A 23,348-nucleotide genomic window follows, 5' to 3' on the forward strand; every position below is an offset into this window, starting at 1 on the left:
AATTGCACCTACTTTTCTTGTAAAAATGTTAAAATTTCTCGATTGAACGTTTGCGGATCTTTTTTCGCAAAAGAATGACCTTGCTTTGGAACTAAAATAAATGATGCATGAGGGATTTCTTTTGCTAGATAAATTGAATGCGATCGTTTGATAATATCATACTTACCAACGATCACTAATGTTCTAACAGAAATAGTTTGTAAATCACTTTTAGAAACACCGATATCACGAGTCATCAAGCGGATAGTGAGTAGCTGCATTTCAGCTTTTTTACTGAACAAAGCAAGAAACTGAAATAAAATATATTCTATCGCTGTAAAGATTCTGATTGGGAATCTAACACCTTGAACGACGGTATTTCCAGCATTTAAAACTAAACTATGAACCTTTTGAGGATATTTTTTTGTGAAAACCATTGCGAGATTTGCTCCATCGCTGAAACCTACGATGTTTGCTTTGACAATATGCTCTTGCTTCATGATACAGTATAGATCGTCTGCCATCTGTTCAAATGTGAGTGAGTCACTATGGTTTGTTGAGCGTGCGTGACCACGGCTATCAACGGTAAATACAGTATAATAGCGACTGAAATCTGGTATTTGTTTTTCAAAATACTTGCCACTTCCACCATTTCCATGAAGTAGGAACAACGGAAATCCTTCACCCGTCACTTCGTAGTAAATTGAAGTTTTATCTGCAGTTAGCAGTACTTTTTTTTGTTTATCCATATCGTTACCACCTATCTTTCTTAGTATATCGGTTTTTACAAACATTTCAAACCAAAATGAGGCAACAAAATTCCAAATTTTTATTAAAGAATCATAAAGAATCAGCCTTTTTTTAGATTTTTTTTGAATAATAAAGTATGATAAAATCTACTCACAAAAAGTTTGGATGATAAGATGGGCAAATTGATGAAAATCGTAAAAAAATTACTGTTCTTGTTTTTTCTCTTGTTGATTATTGGTGTCGGTTATTTAGGATACCAGATCCGCCAAAATGTTCAGCAAGTGATGATATATGAAGATGAAGTAGAACAAGCAGTCAAAACAAATAATATTCCTGAATACAAAAATTTGGTTTTAGCAATTATTTATACGGAATCAAAAGGTCTCACAGAAGATTTGATGCAAAGTAGTGAGAGCGCTTATGGCAAACGACAAATGATCGGTACAACTAAAGAGAGTATTGATACAGGTGTGGCATTTTTAGCGCAATCAATCGAAAAAGCCGATGATGTAGGCTGTGATATTTGGACCGCAGTTCAAGCTTATAACTTTGGATTAGACTATATTCAGTTTGTAAAAGAGCGAGGCGGAAAAAATTCAATTCGCCTTGCAGAAGAGTATTCCAAAGAAGTGTTGTCACCATTATTGGGAAACAATGATCAAAAAACATATCGATATTATCGTCCACAAGCGCTTATTTACAATGGTGGATTTCTGTACAGTAATGGAGGCAACATGTTTTATGCTGATATCGTTAAGATGAACGAGCAGTTTATTAACTGGCTGAAATAAGTTAAATACCAAAAATATTGATCCTTAAGAATATCGTCTATTAAAAATTCGAATTCTTAAGGATTTTCTTGAAGTTCTTTCTATTAACAAGTAAACTAAAGAAGATGTATTTTTAACAAGGAGAAAGTAGGGAAACAAATCCATGACAAATAAGTTTGACCTAAAACAAGGATTGACTCAATCAGAGGTTGAGGAACGAAAAAAACAAGGATTACAAAATGACTACGAAGAAAATGTCGCTAAATCAACAAAAGATATTATTTATGACAACGTAATGACATTGTTTAACTTTTTGAACTTCGGGATTGCGCTTTGTCTACTTTTCGTTGGAGCATATTCCAACCTAGCTTTTTTAGCAATTATATTAGTAAATATGGGAATGGGGATCTACCAAGAAATCCATGCAAGAAACCTCGTTCAAAAGCTATCCATCGTTGCTAAGGAAAGTGTTCATGTTATTCGTGACGGCAAAGAGGTCGAAATCGATACAAAAGAATTAGTGATGGACGATATCGTAGTGATCTCCGCAGGGGAACAAGTACCATCTGATTTAGAAGTTTTAGACGGAAAAGCTGAAGCAAATGAAGCTTTACTAACTGGTGAGTCAGATTTGATTGAAAAGACTGAAGGCGCGATCTTATTATCTGGCAGTTTTCTAGCAAGTGGTCAAGTTTATGGCAAAGTTATTCATGTTGGGGCTGACAACTATGCAGTTAAGATCACTGCAGAAGCCAAAGTACACAAACCAATTCAGTCTGAACTAGTGAATTCAATTCGTAAGGTTTCAAAATTTACGAGTTTGGTTATCATACCTCTAGGGATTATTCTGTTTGTAGAAGGATTTATGATTCGCAACTCTGGATTAGAAGCTTCTGTGGTCGCATCAGCAGCAGCTTTGCTTGGTATGTTACCTAAAGGGTTAGTTCTTTTGATCAGTATCACATTAACAACAGGTGTGGTAAAACTAGCTAAGAAGCGGATTCTGGTTCAAGATATGTATTCCATTGAAACATTGGCTCATGTTGATACACTTTGCTTGGATAAGACCGGAACAATCACTGAAGGGAAGATGAAAGTTCAAAAAGTTGAAGTCTTACATGCGAATCATCATGAAAATTTCCCGCAAATTATTGGTAGTTATTTAGCTGAAAGTACCGATAACAACATTACAATGCAAGCAATTCGAGAATACTTTGAACTTTCCAATCGTTATGGCGCTGTGAAGGCATTACCATTTTCTTCTGAAAGAAAATGGGGAGCGATTGAATTTAATGAATTAGGGACAGTTTATCTTGGCGCACCAGAACGATTATTTGCAGATAATCGTTTACCTCAAGAAGTACTTGAAGCACAAGAAAATGGTTATCGTGTATTAATGTTGGGGATTGCTGAAAATACTCCATTAGATGAAGAGAACATGCCCTATTTAGAACCATTAGCTATTTTAGAAATTGATGACCCGATTCGTCAGAATGCAAATGAAACATTAGCTTATTTACGAGAAGAAGGAATCGATTTAAAAGTTATTTCTGGTGATAATCCAGTGACAGTTTCTAATATTGCTCGTCGTGCTGGACTATTTGGATATGAATCATACATTGATATGTCAACGATGGAAACAGAGGAAGAAGTGCGTAAAGCAGTTCATGACTACACTGTTTTTGGCCGCGTATCTCCTCAACAAAAGCGTACGATTGTCCGTGAATTAAAAGATAATGATCACGTCGTTGCCATGACTGGTGATGGTGTCAATGATGTCCTAGCTTTAAGAGAAGCAGATTGCAGTATTGCTATGGCAGAAGGGGATGGAGCAACAAGACAGATTTCTAATCTAGTGTTATTAGATTCTGATTTCACAACGCTACCAGATGTTTTATTTGAAGGCAGACGTGTTGTTAATAATGTGACAAAAGTTGCGAGTGTATTCTTTATAAAGACTATTTATTCATTTATCTTATCAATGATTTGTGTCTTTACTACAATTGCATTTCCTTTCATACCGATTCAAATCACGTTGATCGATTTAGCAATTGAAGGCTACCCAGCGTTCTTCTTATCATTTGAAAGCGACAAACGAAAAGTACGAGGCAAATTTTTACCAACAGCTTTGAAAAATGCTTCAGTGAACGCTGTATTGGTAGTATTAAATATTGTTGCAGTATACTTACTAGGACAAAATCAAGGATTTGCACAAATCGACACAACCACATTAATGTACTATCTATTGATTGGTATCAGCTGTATGGCTGTTGTCCGTGCTTGTTTACCGTTCAACCCATTACGAATTTTCTTAGCAGTTACAACCGTAGGTGGAATTTATGTGGCTGCCATGTTGTTCCATAGTATTTTAGAAGTAGGCTTTTTAACTCAGCAAACTTTACCGATTTTTGCGGTAATGATGCTTATCAATATCATTGTTCGAATCATGATCGGTTTATTCCAATTGAAAAGAGCAGGGAAGACAATCAAAGAGCTTTAACTTAAAAAAATGGGAGGGGTATTTATGAGCGGGGAGTATCAGATGCGCAAAACTATGGGAAAATGTTTTCGCTCTGCAACAGATAATTTTAACGGAGTGGTTCGAATTTATGGTAGCCCGTATATGTATCGTGTAGTAAATGGCATCCCTGAAAAGGGGGCGATGTTGGAAGTTGTAGATTTTTCAAGTACCGAATTATTTGTAACTGTAAACAACTATCTATTCGAAAGTGATGTGAATTATATTGATAATCCTTAACATTCTAATCTTTATCATTGTTTTAATTTTAATCTTAGTGCTAATCTCCAAAATGGTGATCATTGTTCAACAAGGTGAGGTAAAAATCGTTGAAAGTTTTGGAAAATACGTTAAAACGATTGATCCAGGTCTCCATTTTTTAATTCCGGTATTGTACAAAGTAAGAGGTCGTGTTTCCTTAAAGCAAACACCTTTAGAAATTGAATCTCAAAGCGTTATTACTCGTGACAACGTAATTGTAGAAGTTGATGAAGCAATTAAGTATCATGTGACAGATGTCCGGGCATTTGTTTATGACAATGAAGATTCTGTTACTTCGATGATCCAAGATTGTCAGTCAAATTTACGTGGGATCATCGGGAAAATGGATTTAAATGAAGTCCTTAATGGTACAGAAGAGATCAATGTAAGCTTATTTGAAAGTGTAAAAGATATTACGGCAGGGTATGGTTTGTCTATTGATCGAATCAATATCGGTGAAATTTCTGTTTCAGATGAAATTGTCAATTCAATGAATAAACTGATTACTGCAAGTCGTGATAAAGAATCAACGATCACGATTTCAGAAGGTAGAAAACAATCTATTATTCTAGATTCTGAAGCGAACGCATCTCAAATGCAAATTGATGCCGAAGCTAGAGCGAAACAAACCAAAATCGATGCTGAAGCCCGAGCAGAACGGACCAAAATCGATGCGGACGCTGAAGCAGAACGAATCCGCATAACGACTGAAGCAGAAAGACAACGTATTTTAGCTTTGAATCGAGCAATTAAAGAAAGTGATTTAAATGAACAAGCTTTAGCATATCTCGGAATAGAAGCATTTAAACAAGTAGTAAGAAGTGAAACAAATACCGTTATCTTGCCAAGTAATATGACAGAACTAGGAAATATTCCAGTAGCAAAAGAGCTATGGACGGCACATGATACGGAAAAAACAACTCATCATGATCAGGGTGTAGAGTAATTTAACTGATAAAAAAAACAGATTATTATGATCTGTTTTTTTATCATGCAATTTTAAGTTACCATAATTGTATTATGTAAACTTGTATTAATGAATGCTATCTTTCATGAAAATAAAGGTGCAATTTACTTGAAAATTATGTTTAGTGTGATACAATGAAACATGTGTAATTGTGTCTTTTGAAAATCGCGCTGAAAGATTCAGTGCTTTTTTACTGACTGATCACATGAATTAGCTTTTGGCTATTTTTTGGAGGTGAGAACAGTGGCACAAAGAATTCCTCAAGAAGTCATCGAGGAAGTAAGGCAACGTACGAACATTGTTGATGTTGTTGGACAATATGTTCAATTGAAAAAATCCGGCAAGAATTATATGGGTCTATGTCCGTTTCATGAAGAACGTTCCCCTTCATTTTCAGTAGCAGAAGACAAACAAATTTTTCATTGTTTTGGCTGCGGAAAAGGTGGAACTGTTTTTAATTTTCTGCAAGAAATTGAAGGAATCAACTTCCCCGAATCTGTACGCAGAGTTGCGGAATTAGAGCAGATTCCAGTTAATATCGATTGGGTCAATACAGTTGATTCGGATACAACTGAAAACTTGCAAAATCGCAAATTGATCGAACTGCATAAAAAAGCAGCGGATTTATATCATCATGTTTTGATGAATACACAAATTGGCGAACCAGCGTTGAATTATTTATTAGAGCGTGGTTTAACTAAAGAGCTCATTGAAACATTTAAAATCGGGTTTGCGCCTCAAAAACGTGATTTTTTAGGTCAAGTATTTCGAAATGAAGAAGTAGCTGAACAATTGTCTAAAGAGTCTGGATTGTTCATTCAGCGAGATAATGGTGAATTCCTAGATCGTTTTTATCAACGAGTGATGTTTCCAATCAATGATGATCGTGGGAATGTAATTGCTTTTTCAGGAAGATTACTTAAAACAAAAGATTTTCCAGGTGATGATATGCCCAAATATTTAAATAGCCCGGAAACAGTCTTGTTTAATAAAAGAGATACTTTGTTTAACTTTGACAAAGCTAGAAAAGAGATACGTAAAGAAAACACGGTTTTTCTCTTTGAAGGATTTATGGATGTTATCGCAGCTTGGCAAGCTGGGATTACTAGTGGTGTTGCTTCTATGGGAACTAGCTTAACAAATGAACAAATTCGTAAGCTTGAACGAGTGGCAAAAGAATTAGTTGTTTGCTATGACGGCGATACAGCGGGTGTAGAAGCCACAAATCGTGCGATTTCATTATTAAGTGAACATAGTCGTTTTCAGTTAAGTATTGTCAGTATTCCAGAAAAATTAGATCCAGATGAGTATTTAAGAAAATATGGGAATGACTCATTTCGTGAATTAGCACTTCATGGTCGAGAGACAGTTTTTAGTTTTAAGATGCAATATCATCGTTTAACTAGAAATATGAATAATGAGAAAGAACAAATAGACTATGTCAATGACTTATTACAAGAATTGATTTTAGTACAATCACCTTTAGAGCGTGATCGCTATTTGAATCAACTAGCTCAAGAGTTTCAGTTATCTTTTCATTCTCTAGAAGAGCAACTAAAACAGCTTGAAACACAACAGCGTTCTAATAAGCGAAAAGAACGACAGCAAGTTACACCACCGTCTCAAGTTTATGAAATGGATGATATGTTGGAACCGCCCGAGTTGTTTGAAGCCGAGGTTTCGCCCTCTGTCCAAAACAAACTGCCTTTGACCCAAGTAGAGAAGGCTGAGCGTGCTTTATTGTATCGTCTGATGAACGAGCAAAGTGTTAGAAATCAAATGATTCAACTACCTGATTTTAGTTTTGCGCATGATCAATATCAAGAACTTTACTTGTTGTTAGATAGCTATATGAGTGTTCATTCCGATTTTTTACTTGCTGATTTTATTGATTACTTAAAAGAAGAAACAATTAAGAAATTGGCAATCGATGTTTCTTTACAGACCATTTCAGAAGAAAGTTCTGAACGTGAAATTGCAGATGTCATACGAGTAATCGAAAATTCTAGCTTAGATGATCGAATTAGGGAAATGCAACTGCAAAAAAAAGAAGCAGAACGTCTAGGCAACAAACAATTAGTCGACGAATTAGCGATTGAACTCGTTAGTTTAGTAAAACAATTGCAAAAAAGTCGTACAGTGTCCTAACAGAAATCGTTAGACAACGTACTTGACTATTATTTATATATTTAGCCGAATGGAAAAATGAAGGGGGCCTTCTTTCATGGAAAAAGAAACAGAAAAAAAATATGCAGCTGCATTGGCAGCCTTTATCAAAGAGAGCAAACCGAAAGGCAATGTTCTTTATGATGATCTAACAAACAAATTAGCAACGCCATTTACGTTGAATGCCGATGAAATGGAAAAATTAATCCAAAAAGTCGAAGATGCTGGAATCAGTGTTGTTGATGAAAATGGTGACCCAAGTGAACATAGTCTTAAAAAAGACGCAAAAGTTGCTGAAAAAGCCCAAATGGAAGATTTATCTGCCCCGACTGGTGTTAAAATCAACGATCCTGTTCGCATGTACTTGAAAGAAATTGGACGCGTTCAATTATTAACTGCAGCTGAAGAAGTAGAATTAGCTCTTAAAATTGAAGAAGGCGATCAAGAAGCAAAACAACGTTTAGCAGAAGCTAACTTACGTTTGGTAGTATCGATTGCTAAACGTTATGTCGGACGTGGTATGCAATTTCTTGATTTAATCCAAGAAGGAAATATGGGTCTAATGAAAGCTGTTGAGAAATTTGACTATCGTAAGGGATTTAAGTTTTCTACTTATGCAACTTGGTGGATTCGTCAAGCAATCACGCGTGCGATTGCTGACCAAGCTAGAACGATCCGAATTCCTGTGCATATGGTGGAAACAATCAATAAATTAATCCGTATTCAGCGTCAATTACTGCAAGATTTAGGACGGGAACCAACACCTGAAGAAATCGGAGCAGAGATGGACTTACCAACTGAAAAAGTACGTGAAATCTTAAAAATTGCTCAAGAGCCTGTTTCTTTGGAAACACCTATTGGTGAAGAAGACGACTCTCATCTTGGGGACTTTATTGAAGACCAAGATGCTACAAGTCCTGCTGAACATGCAGCCTATGAACTGTTAAAAGAACAATTAGAAGATGTATTAGATACTTTAACCGACCGAGAAGAAAATGTCTTACGTTTACGTTTTGGTTTAGATGACGGGCGTACACGAACATTGGAAGAAGTTGGAAAAGTATTTGGTGTAACACGTGAACGTATTCGTCAAATCGAAGCAAAAGCATTACGTAAATTACGCCATCCTTCTCGTTCTAAACAGTTAAAAGATTTTCTAGAATAAGAAGTTTTTCTTAAAAATTTGAACAGCTCTTTTCGATTTCTTTCGGAAAGAGCTGTTTTTAAACAATCGTAACAAAAAAGTTAGATAGTACATATTGGAAGAAACGCGATTTTATGGTAGATTAGATTTACGAATGTGTAGAATGTGAGGCGGAATGTATGACGAAACAATGTCCGAATTGCGGAACTGAAATAGACAAGCAAGAAGAAGTATGTCCGAATTGTGGATATTCTTTTAAAGAGAATCAAAAAAAAGAAGATACAACAGCAATTCAAAAGAATAATGTTAGTGAAAAAAAAGACGATACTTCTAATTTTTTAAATAAAGAGCAAAATGAAAATATCGAATGGTCTGAATTAAAGGATATGAGTATTGGTCATGTTATGACGATGTTCAATGAACAACAACCAGAAGAAAAATCAACTAAAATCGCAGAAGATGAAAAAAAAGAACAAGAAGAAACGGATGCGCAGCGCTTAGAACGTAAGGGAACAGAAGCTGAAACAAAATCAAATGAAGAAAAAGAGACACTTGGGAATGCTGCTGCATTGAATCAGTATATCAATGAACATAAAAATGACAAACCACTCGTCGATGAACCACTTAAATCAGAGACGAATGGAACATCAGAAAAACAATCAGAAACTGAGGAGCAACCAATCAATTCTAGCGAAGAATCAGAATCAAACGATAAAGGACAAGATGAAATGAAATCAAACGAATCAGATCATAAGTCACCGGAATCATCGGATAAAGAACTTATCCAAGAAAAAGTAAGTGAAGGAGAGGTCACAAAGTTCAGTAAACCAGACGAGAATGAAGCACAAGCAAAACCAATTGGTCCTAAAGCTTTGCCAAAAGATACTTCTGAGATTCCTTCAAAAAGTAAGAAACCCGAAGAAATTGAAATGGATGATGCACCTATTTTCTTTAAAGATGCTGAAGAAACGACAACAGCAAAGAATCAATTTGAAAAACCGACTACTGAGCAGAGTCGGCCAACGGAACTAAAAAGCGAACCAACGAGCCGTTCAAAGAGTAAAAACTATAAAAAAATGTCGATCATTTTAGCGGCAGTTGTTGTGCTTACAGGAGGATCATGGTTTGCCTACAGCCAGACGCAAAAACAATCAACAAACGATAATCAAGTCTCGCAAAAACAAGATAAATTAGCAACTCAGACAGCTAAAGAGTTGAATAGTTATTTTACAGATGATAAAAAAATGTTCCTTAAACCTGAAATGGTTAACGTCAGCCCAAAAACTATCAAAGAAAATTTAGATACACTGAAAGATGATTCTAATTATAAAAGTCTAGAAGCTCTTTATAAAAATGTAACGGATAAACAGGCAGCAATTATCAAAGCAAACGAGTTATTTGCTCAGCCAATCATCAATGGAAATAAATTGAATGATGTAGCAATCAAAGCTGATAAAAAAGTTGATGTTGCTAAGCGTGAAGAAAAAGATGATTTTGATAAATTACTTAACCAAGCGACCGATCAAGCAATAAGCCAGTATGATCAATTACAAAAAGCTAAAGCTGCCATTGACGTTTTTTATCAAAATAATGAATTGACAGCAGCTTTAAGCAGAGAAAACTATACAGCAGCTAAAACAGAGGTTGATAAAGTTAAAAATGAAACACTTCGTAAACCATTAATTGAAACTTTAGCTAAAGCTGACAAATCATTGACAGATTCAGAAGCTGCAGCTATAACACAACAACAAGCGATTGTAGATCAGTCGCAAAATCAAACAACTCAAGCAACAGCTGACTATCAAAATAATACATCACAAACGACTAATGGCGTACAACCAGACTCAAATACTTTTTCGGCACCAAATGCTGAAGGTGTTTATACAGAGCCTGTATACTCGGTTAATGCCAATGATGTCAGTGATATGAGTAATCCAGCTTGGGGTTGGGCACCTGGAATTCAGGAAAAAGTAATTGCAACATGTATTGAGCGCGGATATATCACTGCTGGTGCGTATTCATTACAACCAGCAAGAATCATCAATGGTGAAGGTTATTATAATCTGTATGGATCAGACAATCAGTATTTAGTAACGATCAATGCTAAAACTGGCTGGTTCAAAGGAAATGCTTCAAGAAACGCGGGAAGATAGATAAAAATGAAGGGAAGACTGGGACATAGCTCAAAGAGTTATGTCCCAGTCTCATGGAATTTGGACAAACGGTTGGAATAGAAACGGATTCTCCTTATTTCTAAGTATTAGATACTGATGTTCCACCTTCGTTTTTCGTTTGATTTACACTTTAAAAACTATCAATGACGATTGATTTCATTACAAGGAGAACTATATGGAGAAAAAAGAATACCTAACATTCAAAGAAGGGATAAATGCATGTATTCCAACAATTTTAGGATATTTAGGAATCGGGATTGCCGCAGGAGTAGTAGGTAAGAATGTTGGCTTGACGATTGTTCAGATAGCATTGATGTCCATTTTAGTTTATGCTGGTGGAGCACAATTCATTATTTGCGGTATGTTAGCTATTCATTCACCAATTTCAGCAATTATCTTTACAACATTTTTAGTGAATTTACGACACTTTTTAATGAGTATGTCAGTGGCTTCTTACTTTAAAAAAGAACCTTTGATTACAAGTATTGGGATTGGAACCCTTTTAACAGATGAATCTTATGGTGTACTTATGACTGCTTTAAATAATGATCATCGAGTCAGTTCTGCTTGGACTCATGGGTTGAACATTACTGCTTATTTAGCTTGGATTCTTTCAACCGTTCTAGGTGGTTTACTAGGAACTTGGATTCCTGATCCCTATTTATTAGGATTAGATTTCGCTTTGGTAGCAATGTTTGCCGGATTATTCATCTTGCAAGTAGATGTACCAATCAAAAAGAATACCAAAGAAACTTTGATTGTGTTAGGCACAGTGTGTTTGTCCTTGTATCTATTTATGGGCTTTTTTTCGCCAGAACTTTCGGTTTTGTTTTCTACACTTTTAGGCTGTACAGTTGGGCTGGTGAATCATCATGAGTAGCAATTATGTATTATTGACGATTTTAGGATGTTCGATAGTCACTTGGATTCCGCGAATTTTTCCATTTTTGATTTCAAAACGAGTGGATTTTCCAAAATGGTTTCTTCGTTTTTTATCGTATATTCCTATTTGTATCTTGACGGCACTCTTATTTCAGAGTATTTTAGAAGTTCAGGCAACAGGCTTTCCTAAAGTAAAAACGTTAGAAGCATTAAGTTGTATTCCTACTTTACTTGTTGCTATTCGTACAAAAGATTTAATGAAAACAGTTGTAGTAGGAATTGTTACGATTGCACTATTACGCATTTTTTTAGGCTAAGTGCCAGAAGGAGAAAATTATGAATGAACTATTAGCACAAGTATTTACTGCATTAGTTATCGATGAGAATGAAAGTTACTACTTTTTACAAAAAAACGGGATCACATTGCGCTTATCAAAAGAAGAAGGTAATCATGAAATCGGTGAAGCAGTAGAAGGTTTTGGCTATATCAATCAAAAACAAGAGCCAGAGATGACTACAAAAATCCCCACAGCTCGGATAGGTCAATATGCTTTCGGAACTGTAACTGGCACAAGACGTGATTTAGGGGCTTTTGTGGATATCGGGTTAAAAGATAAGGATGTTGTAGTTTCTTTAGACGAACTCCCTGTAATGCGTGAATTATGGCCAAAAAAAGATGACCAGCTTATGATTTCTTTGAAGGTTGATAACAAGGAGCGTATTTGGGGCGAATTAGCTGATGAGAAAATTTTTAAAGCTATGGCTAAACCTGGAACGGAAGAATTGAAAAATGAAAATATAAGTGGGATTGTATATCGATTGAAAATGATTGGTTCATTTGTTTTGACAGATGACTTTTATATTGCATTTATCCATCCATCAGAACGGTATCAAGAACCTCGTTTGGGCGAAAGAGTAAATGGCCGGGTGATAGGTGTCAGACCTGACGGAACACTAAATATTTCTTTAAAACCTCGTGGCTACGAAGTAATCAGTGATGATGCAGCAATGATTTTGACCTTCTTGGAAAGATCAGCTGATCATAAGATTCCTTTTACGGATAAATCGAATCCAGAAGAAATTAAACAAACGTTTGGCATCAGTAAAGCACAGTTTAAGCGGGCTATTGGTAACTTGCTGAAGCAAGGGAAAATTACACAAGAAGCTGGATTTACTATTTTAAAAGAAGAATTACAAGAAAAATAATTGTTGGTCTTTTCTAATTGAGAATCACTTGCAAATATATTGGAGTTATTTTATACTTATTATAATTTGATACTATAAAACATGGTTCCAGATTAAAATAATTATAAATAAGGGGCTGCATTTATGGATTCTACTGCTGCTTTAAAAAAAACAAAACAACAATTGCATGAATCTGGTTTCAAACTGACGCCTCAACGAGAAGCAACAGTTTTAGTATTGCTGGAAAATGAGAAGGACCATTTATCGGCAGAAGAAATTTATTTTTTAGTAAAACAAAAAAGTCCAGAGATAGGTTTGGCAACAGTTTATCGTACATTAGAAATTTTAACTGACTTAAAAGTCGTAGACAAGGTAAGTTTCAATGACGGCTTAGCGCGTTATGACTTACGCAAAGAAGGAGCTAAACACTTCCATCATCATCTCTTATGTTTAGAGTGCGGGAATATCGAAGAAGTTGAAGATGATTTATTAGGTGAAGTAGAGCAAGTAATCGAACAACATTATCATTTTTTAGTGAAAGACCATCGATTAACTTTTCACGGTATTTGTCAAGACTGCCAACAAAAAAAGAAAAATCAATCAACATAAGAGATTTAATTTTGATTTTAAGCTCAGATTAAATCAATTAATGTAGAATTAGAGAGCAGAAATGCTTTCTATTTTTTTCTTTTTGAAAAAGATTGACAATTCTGAAAGAATCTCTTACAATTACTTCAATAAACAATAAAAGTTTTGATAAGAACTAGTAAGATAATACAGGTGCACAGAAAGTAGCCGGTCGTTGAGAGGCGCGCAAACCTAAGGTATCTGAATTCCTCTTTGAACTTCACACCGAATTGAGTAGGCTGTGACGGTTACGGGTACCCGTTATTGTGCCAAGGTATAATTTTGTACCTGATAAGTCAATGAGTGTAAGCTGATTGTAAACAAAGGTGGTAACACGGATCATTTGGTCCCGTCCTTTTCAGAAATGAAGAGGACGGGACTTTTTTATTTTACTTGGATTTATTTTTATTGTTTGATTATAAGAAAAATGAAGGGAAGTTATCGTATGAGTTTTAAAGCATTAAGCCAACCGATCAATTTTGAACAGGTTAAATCATTATCTAAATTAACACCAAAACAAGAGCAGTTAAAAGCTGCGCGTGATCTAGAATTAAAAGAAATCATTGAAGGCAATAGCAACAAGATTCTCTTAGTCATTGGACCTTGTTCAGCTCATAATGAAGAGGCTGTAATGGAGTATGTTACTCGTTTAGCTAAACTTCAAGAAAAAGTTCAAGATAAAATTTTTATGGTTCCGCGTGTTTATACAAACAAACCTAGAACTAATGGAGATGGGTATAAGGGCTTATTGCATCAGCAAAATCCAGAAGGAGAAAGTAATTTGATCAAAGGAATTGCTGCTGTCAGAAGTTTGCATAATCGTGTGATCAGCGAAACAGGCTTAACGACTGCTGATGAAATGCTGTATCCTGAAAATCTTGAATTTGTTCAAGACTTGGTTAGTTATATTGCGGTTGGTGCTCGTTCTGTAGAAGATCAACAACATCGTTTTGTTGCTAGTGGAATTGATCAGCCAACAGGGATGAAAAATCCAACTAGTGGTAATTTGAATGTTTTGTTTCATTCATTATATGCGGCACAACAAAAACAGGAGTTTATTTTTAATGGACTTGAAGTTGAATCTAGTTCTAATCCCTTAGCCCATGTTGTATTAAGAGGTGGTTTGAATGAATATGGTAAAAACATTCCTAACTATCATTATGAAGATTTATTAAAAGTGGTTGAATCCTACAAAGATGGAAACTACAAAAACCCTTTTATTGTGATTGATACGAATCATGATAATTCAGGAAAGCAGCACAAAGAGCAAATTAGGATTGTCAAAGAAACCTTAATCAATCGTTCGTGGAATAGTGATATGAAGAGATGGGTTCGTGGCTTTATGATTGAAAGTTTTCTCGAAAGTGGTCGTCAAGAAGCAGATGGAAAAGTTTTTGGTCAATCGATTACTGATCCGTGTTTAGGTTGGGATGAGACTGAAGAGTTAGTGAATTATATTGCCGAACATGCGTGATTGTATTAGATAAAGTTAAGCATGAGCAAAGTAAAACCTCCTTTGAATAGTTCAAGGGAGGTTTTACTTTGTTTAATTTAAAAGAGGTTAGTTTTACAAATTTGCGAATTTTTCTAATAAACGAATCATTTGGCAAGTAAAGCCATATTCATTATCATACCAAGCCACTGTTTTAACTAATTGGAAATCGCCAGAAGTGGTAACTTCTGTTTGAGTTGGATCAAAAATAGATCCTTCAGTTGTTCCGATTACATCACTAGAAACGATTTCACGATCATCATAACCAAAAGCCGGGTTGTCGATTGTATGTTTTTTGATTACTTCATTTACTTGATCAGCAGTAACTTTTGTTTTCAAAATAGACACTAGCTCAGTCAATGAACCATCAACAACAGGAACACGTTGAGCATGCCCTTGTAGTTTGCCATTTAGTTCTGGAATAACTAACCCGATTGCTTTGGCAGCACCTGTTGAATGTGGAATCGTATTGTCAGCTGCAGAACGAGCTGCTCGTAAATTCCCGCCTTTTACAGGGCCATCTAATAACATTTGAGTTGATGTGTAAGCGTGAACAGTTGTCATAGTACCTACTTCGATGCCAAATTCATTATTTAAGAAATAAGCCATAGGAGCTAAGCAGTTTGTTGTACAAGAGCCAGCAGAAATAATTTTGTCTTCCGGTGTCAAAGTATCGTCATTAACATTATAAACGATTGTTTTCATATCACCTGCTGGAGCCGAAATAACGACACGTTTTGCACCTGCATCTAAATGTGCTTGCGCTTTTGCTTCAGAAGTATAAAACCCAGTACATTCTAAAACAATATCGACGCCATTTTCTTGTACCCAGTTCAATTTGCTAGCATCAGCTTGCGCATATACTTTTGTTTTTTCTCCATCAACTACGATTGAATCATCAGTTGCAGTCACTTTTCCTGGGTATGTGCCATGAGTGGAATCAAATTGCAATAATTGTGCTAACATCGTTGGACTTGTCAAATCATTGATTGCAACTACTTCAATATCATCGGAAACTTCTTTAATGCGGCGAAATGCAAGTCGACCAATCCGTCCAAATCCATTAATACCTACTTTTACTGTCATACTAAATTTCCTCCTTTGATCGTTTTGAGCAAGTCAGTAAACTGGTTCTGATTCATTTAACAATAATGATTAGCAAACCAGTTTCAAGAGCTCAACAACAGTTCCACGAATAGCTTTATCTAATCGTATATTTAAAAAAACGGTCACATAAGCTATACTATAAGCATGGACGCTTTAAATGATTTTGTCAAAAATCTTGTCTTTTAACAGCAGAAAAGGAGTTGGGGAAAGTGAATAGAACACAGGTTGTTGAATTGCTTCAAGAGAACTATCAAGCAATTAGAGTAGGAAAAGGAAAATGGTTTGATAAACGGGTAGCTTATGTGATAGCACGCTCATTTATATCTAAAAATCGTCGATTTTCAGATACCGATTATCGCCGCATGGAAGAAACACTTCAAGAAGGGTTAACTTTTTTTAATGTCTTGGGGCAACCAATGAGAGGCATGTTGTTGGGGATGTTATTAGCGAATGGTAAAACTAGAGATTTAGATGTTCATATTTTGATTGCGGATTATCAGCGTTTGCGTAACGCCGGTTTTAAACTGTCTTCATATTCTTATTTTTCAGCTTATTTACTGCAATTTACCGAAACAGCTGAAAAAGAATTTGTTGTACGAAGAGGACGGGAAATTTTTGAGGAATTAAAAAAACATCATTATTTCCTTACAGGAGCAGAAGATGGCACAATTGCTATTTGCTTATCGCAACAAACAAAATTAGAAAGCTTCTCTACCAAGCAAGTTGGCGATTTAGTGGAGTCTTATTATCAAGCATTAAATAATTATGGTTTCCGAAAATCGAATCATTTACAGTTTGCTGCTGCGACTGCTGCCATGTTAACAGGTTCTTTTTCACATGATCTACTTGCTCGGATGGATCACTTGATTAAGGAACTAAAAAAACTAAGCATTCGATTGAAGCCAGAATTTTATAATAGTATTGTCACACTAGCATTTTTAGATTCAATAAAAAATGTAGACTTTTTAGCTCTACGAGATTACTTAGATCTACTTGAAGAAAAGACTAAACTTCGTTTTTATAAAGATTTTCGTCAATCAATGGCTTTAGGATTGTTAATCAATGAAGAGATGAGCTTTTTGTCTTCTGATAACCTAACTGTATCAGCATTAACGATCACCATGATGCTGGCTCAAGAACAAGCGGCAGTCGCAGTAGCTATTGCCACATCAATGTCAGCGGCAAATTCAAGCTCTTAAAAACTAATTTGGCTAGACAAATCTGGGTTTAACCTTTACAATAAGAAAGGCTTTTAAACAAGATTTGTCTATAAGTATAGAATAAACGGTGAGACAAAGTTAACTACTTCTTATATTCTAGGAGTACAAGACTTTTGTCCCAACCTTTTTAAGATAGGAGGACAAAATATGTCCATGTTTTTAGATCAAGTAACAATCGATGTCAAAGCCGGTAAGGGCGGCGATGGAATGGTTGCTTTTCGTAGAGAAAAATATGTACCAGACGGCGGACCAGCTGGAGGGGACGGGGGTCAGGGCGGCGATGTGATTCTTGTTGTCGAAGAAGGATTACGTACACTGATGGATTTCCGTTTCAACCGTCATTTTAAAGCGCAACCTGGTGAGAATGGAATGAGCAAAGGCATGCACGGTCGTGGCTCAGAAGATACATTTGTAAAAGTTCCCCCAGGCACGACAGTACGTGACGCTGATACAGGTGTGTTGATTGGTGACTTAATCGAAAATGGTCAGACGCTGACTGTAGCAAAAGGCGGCCGTGGCGGTCGTGGCAATATTCGGTTTGCATCTGCTAAAAATCCAGCTCCTGAAATTGCTGAAAATGGCGAACCAGGACAAGAAAGAAAAATCGAATTAGAGTTGAAAGTATTAGCTGATGTTGGTTTAGTCGGTTTCCCATCTGTTGGGAAATCTACATTATTATCTGTTATTTCATCAGCTCGTCCTAAAATTGGTGCCTATCACTTTACAACCTTAGTTCCTAATCTCGGGATGGTATCAACAAGTGATGGACGTAGTTTTGCTGCAGCTGATTTGCCAGGTTTGATCGAAGGAGCCTCACAAGGCGTTGGACTAGGGACACAGTTTTTACGTCATATTGAACGAACTAGAGTTATTTTACATGTGATTGATATGAGTGGGATGGAAGGCCGGGATCCGTATGAAGATTATCTAGCTATCAATAAAGAGCTAGCTTCTCATAACATGCGTTTGATGGAAAGACCACAAATTATCGTGGCAAATAAAATGGATATGCCAGAAGCCGAAGAGAATTTGAAAAAATTCAAAGAACAAATCGAAAAAGAACGAACAGACGAATATGCAGATCATTTACCGATTTTTCCTATATCTGGGGTTTCACGTAAAGGAATCGAACCTTTGCTTAATGCAACGGCTGATTTAATTGATGTAACACCGGAATTTCCATTATATGAGGAAGAAATCATCGAAGATACTGTTCATTATGGTTTTCAGCCAGAAGGACCAGAATTTACGATTGATCGTGATCCAGATACGACATGGATTTTATCAGGAGAGTCGTTGGAAAGACTATTCCAAATGACTAATTTTGAACATGATGAAAGTGTGATGCGATTTGCACGTCAATTACGTGGAATGGGCATCGATGAAGCATTACGTGCTCGTGGAGCAAAAGATGGGGATATTGTCCGAATCGGAGAGTATGAGTTTGAATTTGTAGAATAATTAAAGAAGAGAAGAGCTGGTATTTTATTAGCTCTTTTTTTATATGCGATAGTGATGTTTTTCACAATAAAAACGTTTATTTACTTAAATAAGAAAATAGGGCTGAATTTAATTGTCTTTATTCGTTATCTACCCCAAAATACAATTGGTTTTCTATCGGACTTTCTAGAATAATTGAACTTTTGACATTAGCGAACTGCATCCATTTCGCTAATAATTCTTTCATTTCCATTGTGTTTGCTACGGTTGCTTTCACTAAATAATTGACGTCGCCACTTACAATATGAACTTCATTTACATAAGGATTATTTTTTAATTGTCTTAGAGCTTTTTCAACAGAAAGAGTCACTTGGCTTAATTCTGTAAAAAAAGTAATGGTTTGTTGGATCTGTTCCATAGAGACTTGTATTGTAAAGTTCGTAATAATCCCTTTTTCCACTAGCTTATTGATCCGTTCTTTTACGCTAGGACGGCTAAGATTGACTTTTTGGGACAGGTCGACAATTGAGATTCGAGAATTTTCATGTAGAATTTGTAAGAGTTTATAGTCAGTTTTATCCATTGGTCTACCTCCTTAAAATCTTTTTCTTTATAACTATTTTTGTCTGTTTCATTATAGAGGAAAAAAGCAGTGTTTTCCAGATAATTTTAGCTTTATATAGGATTGGTTTGCTAAGTAGCTAGACCTGATATTTCATATTGTAAAAATAATTGGCATACTTTTACTAAATCGAAAAGAAAACGTTTTCATTTTATTCATTTTTTTATATACAAAAAACTAGAAAGTTCGTTATGATTAACTTATCTTAAGATGACGTGAACGTTTACTAGTAGATGTAGTAAAAAGGCAGACCAAAAAGGAGCGTTCTTTATGGTAAGAAACAGATGGTTAAAATTTTTATTATTGTATCTAGGTGGAGTAATTGTTTCTTTAAGTCAATTGAAATTAGTGCCGATTCAAAATGAATTAGGTCAAGATTTAGGTGTAAGTCTTTCTTTAGTGTCATGGTTAATGTCTATTTTTACAGTTTCTGGTATTTTCTTAGCCATTCCAGGCGGTACATTAGTCACACGTTTTGGTCCAAAAAAATTATTAGTTGGATTAATGGGGTGCTTAGCTATTGGAAACTTTTGGGGTGCTTTCGCTAATGATTTTTGGTCGTTATTGATTTCAAGAGCAATTGAAGGGATTTCGTTTTCAATGATCATTATGGTTGGAATCGTTTTGATCAATTTCTGGTTTAAAGAAGGAAATAGTGGAATTGCGACAGGGATTTGGGGGACTTTTTCTGCACTTGGTTCAATGCTGGCGATGAATTTCTTTAAACCTTTGTCTCAGGCATATGGGCTACGTTCACTTTGGTTGATTATTGCAGGACTATCGTTATTGCTGTTATGTTTGTATCTTTTTCTATTAGACGAGCCAACAAGTCGATCCATAGCGAATCAAAAAGAAAACAACGGTTCCTTCAAAAAAGCAATGGAAAATAAGTCGGTTTGGTTTTTAGCTCTTGCTCAAGGTTGTATGGCTTTTATATTATTTGCTTTTATCAATCTTTATCCGCAAATTTATACCCAACAGTATGGATTAACCGAATCATTAGCGAATAGTTATACTGGTTACTTTGGACTATTCGGGATTCCTTTTGGTGCTTTAGCAGGTTATTTGATCGATAAAACAAAAAAAGGACAAATGATTATTTTTTGTTCCTTTATATTGATGTTAGTTGCTACTTTGGGAATGGGCTATTTGTCAAGTGACTTCACATTTATAGCCCAACTCTTCGTACTTTCAGCAGGAGCTAGTTTATCTTCTTCTTGTGTGATGATCCTAGCACCTAAAATAGTGAAACAAGAACGATTGATAGGTTCAAGTATTTCTTTTATTAATCTGTTTTATTATATCGGAATTTTTATAGGAACACCGATCGTTACAAAAGTAAGTGAATCAAGTCAATCATGGTCAATGGCTATTTATCTACTTGGTGGGGTGGGAGTAATTGCCGTTTTGGCCATTCTTGGATTCGTTAAAATCAATAAAAGTAACGTATTAGTGTAATTTAGTTGTGTGAATTGAAGTGCTTTCATTTTAAAGAAAGGCTTCGTTTAAATAAAAAAATATAAACTTGGAAGGTGACGAATAATGGAAAGAGAATTTCGGACAGAGTTAGCATTTGCACAAGAATTGGATAGAACTGATCCGCTTAGAACTATTAGAGACCGTTTTTATGTTCAGCCAGGTGAAATATATATGGATGGTAATTCTCTTGGTTTAGCTTCTAAAGACGCTGAAAAAGCGTTACTCCATATGATGGATACTTGGAAAAAAGAAGGAATTAAATTATGGGATGGTTTATTCCATTATGCGGGTAAATTAGGTGAATTATCAGCACCGCTGATTAATGCTTATCCAGAAGAAGTTGTGATTACGGGGAGTACAACAATCAATATTCATCAATGTATCAGTACATTATACAAACCAACGAAGGAACGGTATAAAATTTTAGTCGATGATTTGAATTTCCCAACAGACCGCTATGCTATTGATAGTCAGGTTCAATTAAGAGGGTATGACCCTAAAGAAGCTGTGAAAGTAGTCAAAAGTGCGGACGGACGTTTGATTGATGAGTCGGCGATTATTGAAGCTATGACAGAGGATGTAGCAATTATTTTATTACCGACTGTTTTGTACCGCAGTTCGCAAGTTTTAGATATGAAACGAGTGACTGAAGCAGCTCATCAAAGAGGGATTCTAATAGGCTGGGATTTGTGTCATGCGATTGGTGCAATACCAATGGATTTTAAAGATATAGATCCAGATTTTGCTGTGTGGTGTACGTATAAATATTTATCGGCTGGTCCTGGTTCGATTGCAGGTCTTTATATGAATCAAAAACATTTTAAAGCCACACCGGGTTTAGCAGGTTGGTGGGGTAATAACGATGAAACTCAGTTTGAATTAAAACATGAATTTGAGCATCAACGAGATGCAAGCGGTTGGCAAATTGGTTCCCCTAGTTTCTTGTCTATGGCACCTTTAGAAGGAACATTAGGGATTTTTAATGAGGTAGGAATGGATAAAATCCGTGAAAAATCATTAGCAATCACAGCTTACTTAATGTATTTGATTGATGAAAAGCTTGCGAAATATGGCTATGCTGTCGGAAATCCTCGTGAAGATAGTAAGCGAGGCGGACATGTTTGTTTAGAACATGACGAAGCATACAGAATTTGTAAAGCGTTAAAAGTAGCAAATGTCATTCCAGATTTTAGAGAGCCAAATGTTATTCGCTTAGCACCTATTGCCTTATATAACACGTATGAAGAAGTGTATACATTAGTTGAAACATTAGAAGACATTGCAATCAATAAAAAATATGAACAGTTTAGTAACGAACGGACATTAGTAGTATAAAATAAATCAGTGAGGTGAAAATTATGCGTATCGGTATTCCAAAAGAAATCAAAAATAATGAAAATAGAGTGGCTATTACTCCAGCGGGTGTTGTCAGTTTAATCCACAATGGTCACCAAGTCGTTGTCGAAAGCACTGCTGGTCTGGGTTCGGGTTTTACAGATCAAGAATTTGAAGATGTAGGTGCTATTGTTGAAACAGACGTTGCTGCAGTTTGGCAATCTGATATGGTTATTAAAGTGAAAGAGCCATTAAAACAAGAATTCCAGTATTTTCACGATGATTTGATTTTATTCACCTATCTCCATCTAGCGCCAGAACCAGAATTGACTGACTCTTTAATCGAAAATAACGTAACAGCTGTTGCCTATGAAACGATGAGTCTCAATCATACATTACCATTATTGACACCTATGAGCGAAGTTGCCGGCAGGATGTCTGTACAAGTAGGGGCACAGTTTTTGGAAAAGCCGAAAGGTGGAGAAGGAATCTTACTTTTTGGCGTTCCTGGTGTTGAAAGGGGCAAAGTGGTCATTATTGGTGGTGGCGTAGCTGGCACGAATGCTGCTAAAATTGCTATTGGTTTAGGAGCAAAAGTGACGATACTAGATGTTAACCCGAATCGATTAGCTGAGCTGGATGATCTTTTTGGAAATAATGTGCAAACCTTGATTTCAAATGCCTATCATATTGAGAATAAAGTAAAAGAAGCTGACGTAGTGATAGGAGCTGTCTTGATCCCAGGAGCTAAAGCACCTAAACTTGTCACAGAAGAAATGGTCAAACAAATGAAACCAGGAGCGGTTATTGTGGATATCGCAATCGACCAAGGTGGGATTTTTGAAACCACGGATCAAATCACCACGCATGATAATCCAACCTATATTAAACATGGAGTTGTTCATTATGCCGTTGCAAACATGCCTGGAGCAGTCCCTAGAACGTCAACATTTGCCTTAACTAATGCAACGATACCATATGCTATTACCATCGCCAATAAAGGAATCGAACGTGCAGCAAAAGAAAATGAAACAGTTTCAACAGGGATTAATACGTATAAAAAGCATCTAACTATGGAGGCTGTAGCAAAAGATCAAAACAAAGAATATACACCAGTTTGCGAGTTATTAAAATAAATTAAACAAGTTGCACAAGTCGTCCTACTACTGAACAAGTTCGTTATTTAGTAGTAGGATGACTGTTTCTTTTTATATACTGAATTTAGTCAAA

At 35.8% G+C, this 23,348-nt stretch carries 20 protein-coding genes and 1 other annotated feature; of the genes, 17 read left to right on the forward strand and 3 right to left on the reverse strand.

The genetic code is table 11. The annotated features are described in order from the left end of the window. Positions 1–8: 8 nt before the first annotated feature. Positions 9–728 (reverse strand): alpha/beta fold hydrolase, encoded by a 720-nt coding sequence (locus tag AC4BB5_RS09095; RefSeq protein WP_490455839.1) that lies wholly within the window; start codon positions 726–728, stop codon positions 9–11. 174 nt (positions 729–902) lie between these two features. Between AC4BB5_RS09095 and AC4BB5_RS09100 the strand changes: the two genes are divergently transcribed. From AC4BB5_RS09100 to AC4BB5_RS09155, 12 genes are all read left to right on the forward strand, one after another. Further along, positions 903–1,520, forward strand: a complete 618-nt coding sequence (locus tag AC4BB5_RS09100) for a lysozyme family protein (protein ID WP_490455840.1) — start codon at positions 903–905, stop codon at positions 1,518–1,520. Between the two features lie 142 nt (positions 1,521–1,662). Next, positions 1,663–3,999 (forward strand): cation-translocating P-type ATPase, encoded by a 2,337-nt coding sequence (locus tag AC4BB5_RS09105; protein ID WP_490455841.1) that lies wholly within the window; start codon positions 1,663–1,665, stop codon positions 3,997–3,999. A 24-nt stretch (positions 4,000–4,023) separates the two neighbouring features. Then, the gene (locus AC4BB5_RS09110; protein WP_490455842.1) at positions 4,024–4,257 is read left to right on the forward strand and encodes a hypothetical protein; all 234 of its coding nucleotides are present in this window, start codon (positions 4,024–4,026) and stop codon (positions 4,255–4,257) included. 52 nt (positions 4,258–4,309) lie between these two features. Continuing rightward, a complete protein-coding gene (locus AC4BB5_RS09115; RefSeq protein WP_490455843.1) occupies positions 4,310–5,224 on the forward strand; it encodes an SPFH domain-containing protein in 915 nt (304 codons plus the stop codon). 264 nt (positions 5,225–5,488) lie between these two features. Beyond that, positions 5,489–7,393: a DNA primase gene (gene dnaG, locus AC4BB5_RS09120; RefSeq protein ID WP_490455844.1), complete on the forward strand. Its 1,905-nt coding sequence runs from the start codon at positions 5,489–5,491 to the stop codon at positions 7,391–7,393. A 76-nt stretch (positions 7,394–7,469) separates the two neighbouring features. Continuing rightward, positions 7,470–8,576, forward strand: a complete 1,107-nt coding sequence (gene rpoD, locus AC4BB5_RS09125; RefSeq protein ID WP_025868903.1) for an RNA polymerase sigma factor RpoD — start codon at positions 7,470–7,472, stop codon at positions 8,574–8,576. Between the two features lie 158 nt (positions 8,577–8,734). Beyond that, entirely contained in the window at positions 8,735–10,708 is a 1,974-nt protein-coding gene (locus AC4BB5_RS09130; RefSeq protein WP_490455845.1) for a cell division site-positioning protein MapZ family protein, read from the forward strand. Between the two features lie 196 nt (positions 10,709–10,904). Continuing rightward, positions 10,905–11,609, forward strand: a complete 705-nt coding sequence (locus AC4BB5_RS09135) for an AzlC family ABC transporter permease (RefSeq protein ID WP_490455846.1) — start codon at positions 10,905–10,907, stop codon at positions 11,607–11,609. Beyond that, complete coding sequence (locus AC4BB5_RS09140) at positions 11,602–11,928, forward strand: AzlD domain-containing protein (RefSeq protein ID WP_490455847.1); 327 nt, start codon at positions 11,602–11,604, stop codon at positions 11,926–11,928. The genes AC4BB5_RS09135 and AC4BB5_RS09140 overlap by 8 nt, the downstream gene beginning before the upstream one ends. Before the next feature lie 19 nt (positions 11,929–11,947). Then, positions 11,948–12,817: a CvfB family protein gene (locus tag AC4BB5_RS09145; protein WP_490455848.1), complete on the forward strand. Its 870-nt coding sequence runs from the start codon at positions 11,948–11,950 to the stop codon at positions 12,815–12,817. 123 nt (positions 12,818–12,940) lie between these two features. After that, positions 12,941–13,405 (forward strand): ferric iron uptake transcriptional regulator, encoded by a 465-nt coding sequence (gene fur, locus AC4BB5_RS09150; RefSeq protein ID WP_490455849.1) that lies wholly within the window; start codon positions 12,941–12,943, stop codon positions 13,403–13,405. A gap of 135 nt (positions 13,406–13,540) precedes the next feature. Continuing rightward, positions 13,541–13,783, forward strand: a binding site (T-box leader). Between the two features lie 85 nt (positions 13,784–13,868). Beyond that, on the forward strand, positions 13,869–14,897 hold the full coding sequence (locus AC4BB5_RS09155) for a 3-deoxy-7-phosphoheptulonate synthase (protein WP_490455850.1): 1,029 nt from the start codon (positions 13,869–13,871) through the stop codon (positions 14,895–14,897). A gap of 93 nt (positions 14,898–14,990) precedes the next feature. Here AC4BB5_RS09155 and gap read toward each other — a convergent pair whose 3' ends face one another. Next, a complete protein-coding gene (gene gap / locus AC4BB5_RS09160) occupies positions 14,991–16,001 on the reverse strand; it encodes a type I glyceraldehyde-3-phosphate dehydrogenase (RefSeq protein ID WP_490455851.1) in 1,011 nt (336 codons plus the stop codon). 230 nt (positions 16,002–16,231) lie between these two features. Between gap and AC4BB5_RS09165 the strand changes: the two genes are divergently transcribed. Both AC4BB5_RS09165 and obgE read left to right on the forward strand, forming a co-directional pair. Then, positions 16,232–17,221, forward strand: a complete 990-nt coding sequence (locus AC4BB5_RS09165; protein ID WP_490455852.1) for a DUF4003 family protein — start codon at positions 16,232–16,234, stop codon at positions 17,219–17,221. Between the two features lie 168 nt (positions 17,222–17,389). Further along, entirely contained in the window at positions 17,390–18,703 is a 1,314-nt protein-coding gene (obgE, locus tag AC4BB5_RS09170) for a GTPase ObgE (RefSeq protein ID WP_490455853.1), read from the forward strand. A gap of 118 nt (positions 18,704–18,821) precedes the next feature. Here obgE and AC4BB5_RS09175 read toward each other — a convergent pair whose 3' ends face one another. Further along, entirely contained in the window at positions 18,822–19,265 is a 444-nt protein-coding gene (locus AC4BB5_RS09175) for an Lrp/AsnC family transcriptional regulator (RefSeq protein WP_490455854.1), read from the reverse strand. A 309-nt stretch (positions 19,266–19,574) separates the two neighbouring features. On the opposite strand from AC4BB5_RS09175, the gene AC4BB5_RS09180 reads away from it, so the two are divergent. The 3 genes from AC4BB5_RS09180 to ald all read left to right on the forward strand — a co-directional run bounded on the left by AC4BB5_RS09180 (position 19,575) and on the right by ald (position 23,254). Then, positions 19,575–20,762: an MFS transporter gene (locus AC4BB5_RS09180; RefSeq protein WP_490455855.1), complete on the forward strand. Its 1,188-nt coding sequence runs from the start codon at positions 19,575–19,577 to the stop codon at positions 20,760–20,762. A gap of 84 nt (positions 20,763–20,846) precedes the next feature. Continuing rightward, the gene (gene kynU, locus AC4BB5_RS09185) at positions 20,847–22,118 is read left to right on the forward strand and encodes a kynureninase (RefSeq protein WP_490455856.1); all 1,272 of its coding nucleotides are present in this window, start codon (positions 20,847–20,849) and stop codon (positions 22,116–22,118) included. 23 nt (positions 22,119–22,141) lie between these two features. After that, positions 22,142–23,254, forward strand: a complete 1,113-nt coding sequence (gene ald, locus AC4BB5_RS09190) for an alanine dehydrogenase (protein ID WP_490455857.1) — start codon at positions 22,142–22,144, stop codon at positions 23,252–23,254. Positions 23,255–23,348 lie beyond the last annotated feature (94 nt).

Source organism: Enterococcus sp. AMC1252, assembly GCF_058216515.1.

Excerpts from the sequence above, each read along its gene's own strand:
- AC4BB5_RS09095 (WP_490455839.1), bottom strand. The coding sequence starts at position 728 with ATGGATAAACAAAAAAAAGTACTGCTAACTGCAGATAAAACTTCAATT.
- AC4BB5_RS09100 (WP_490455840.1), top strand. The coding sequence starts at position 903 with ATGGGCAAATTGATGAAAATCGTAAAAAAATTACTGTTCTTGTTTTTT.
- AC4BB5_RS09105 (WP_490455841.1), top strand. The coding sequence starts at position 1,663 with ATGACAAATAAGTTTGACCTAAAACAAGGATTGACTCAATCAGAGGTT.
- AC4BB5_RS09110 (WP_490455842.1), top strand. The coding sequence starts at position 4,024 with ATGAGCGGGGAGTATCAGATGCGCAAAACTATGGGAAAATGTTTTCGC.
- AC4BB5_RS09115 (WP_490455843.1), top strand. The coding sequence starts at position 4,310 with ATGGTGATCATTGTTCAACAAGGTGAGGTAAAAATCGTTGAAAGTTTT.
- rpoD (WP_025868903.1), top strand. The coding sequence starts at position 7,470 with ATGGAAAAAGAAACAGAAAAAAAATATGCAGCTGCATTGGCAGCCTTT.
- AC4BB5_RS09130 (WP_490455845.1), top strand. The coding sequence starts at position 8,735 with ATGACGAAACAATGTCCGAATTGCGGAACTGAAATAGACAAGCAAGAA.
- AC4BB5_RS09135 (WP_490455846.1), top strand. The coding sequence starts at position 10,905 with ATGGAGAAAAAAGAATACCTAACATTCAAAGAAGGGATAAATGCATGT.
- AC4BB5_RS09140 (WP_490455847.1), top strand. The coding sequence starts at position 11,602 with ATGAGTAGCAATTATGTATTATTGACGATTTTAGGATGTTCGATAGTC.
- AC4BB5_RS09145 (WP_490455848.1), top strand. The coding sequence starts at position 11,948 with ATGAATGAACTATTAGCACAAGTATTTACTGCATTAGTTATCGATGAG.
- fur (WP_490455849.1), top strand. The coding sequence starts at position 12,941 with ATGGATTCTACTGCTGCTTTAAAAAAAACAAAACAACAATTGCATGAA.
- AC4BB5_RS09155 (WP_490455850.1), top strand. The coding sequence starts at position 13,869 with ATGAGTTTTAAAGCATTAAGCCAACCGATCAATTTTGAACAGGTTAAA.
- gap (WP_490455851.1), bottom strand. The coding sequence starts at position 16,001 with ATGACAGTAAAAGTAGGTATTAATGGATTTGGACGGATTGGTCGACTT.
- obgE (WP_490455853.1), top strand. The coding sequence starts at position 17,390 with ATGTCCATGTTTTTAGATCAAGTAACAATCGATGTCAAAGCCGGTAAG.
- AC4BB5_RS09175 (WP_490455854.1), bottom strand. The coding sequence starts at position 19,265 with ATGGATAAAACTGACTATAAACTCTTACAAATTCTACATGAAAATTCT.
- AC4BB5_RS09180 (WP_490455855.1), top strand. The coding sequence starts at position 19,575 with ATGGTAAGAAACAGATGGTTAAAATTTTTATTATTGTATCTAGGTGGA.
- kynU (WP_490455856.1), top strand. The coding sequence starts at position 20,847 with ATGGAAAGAGAATTTCGGACAGAGTTAGCATTTGCACAAGAATTGGAT.
- ald (WP_490455857.1), top strand. The coding sequence starts at position 22,142 with ATGCGTATCGGTATTCCAAAAGAAATCAAAAATAATGAAAATAGAGTG.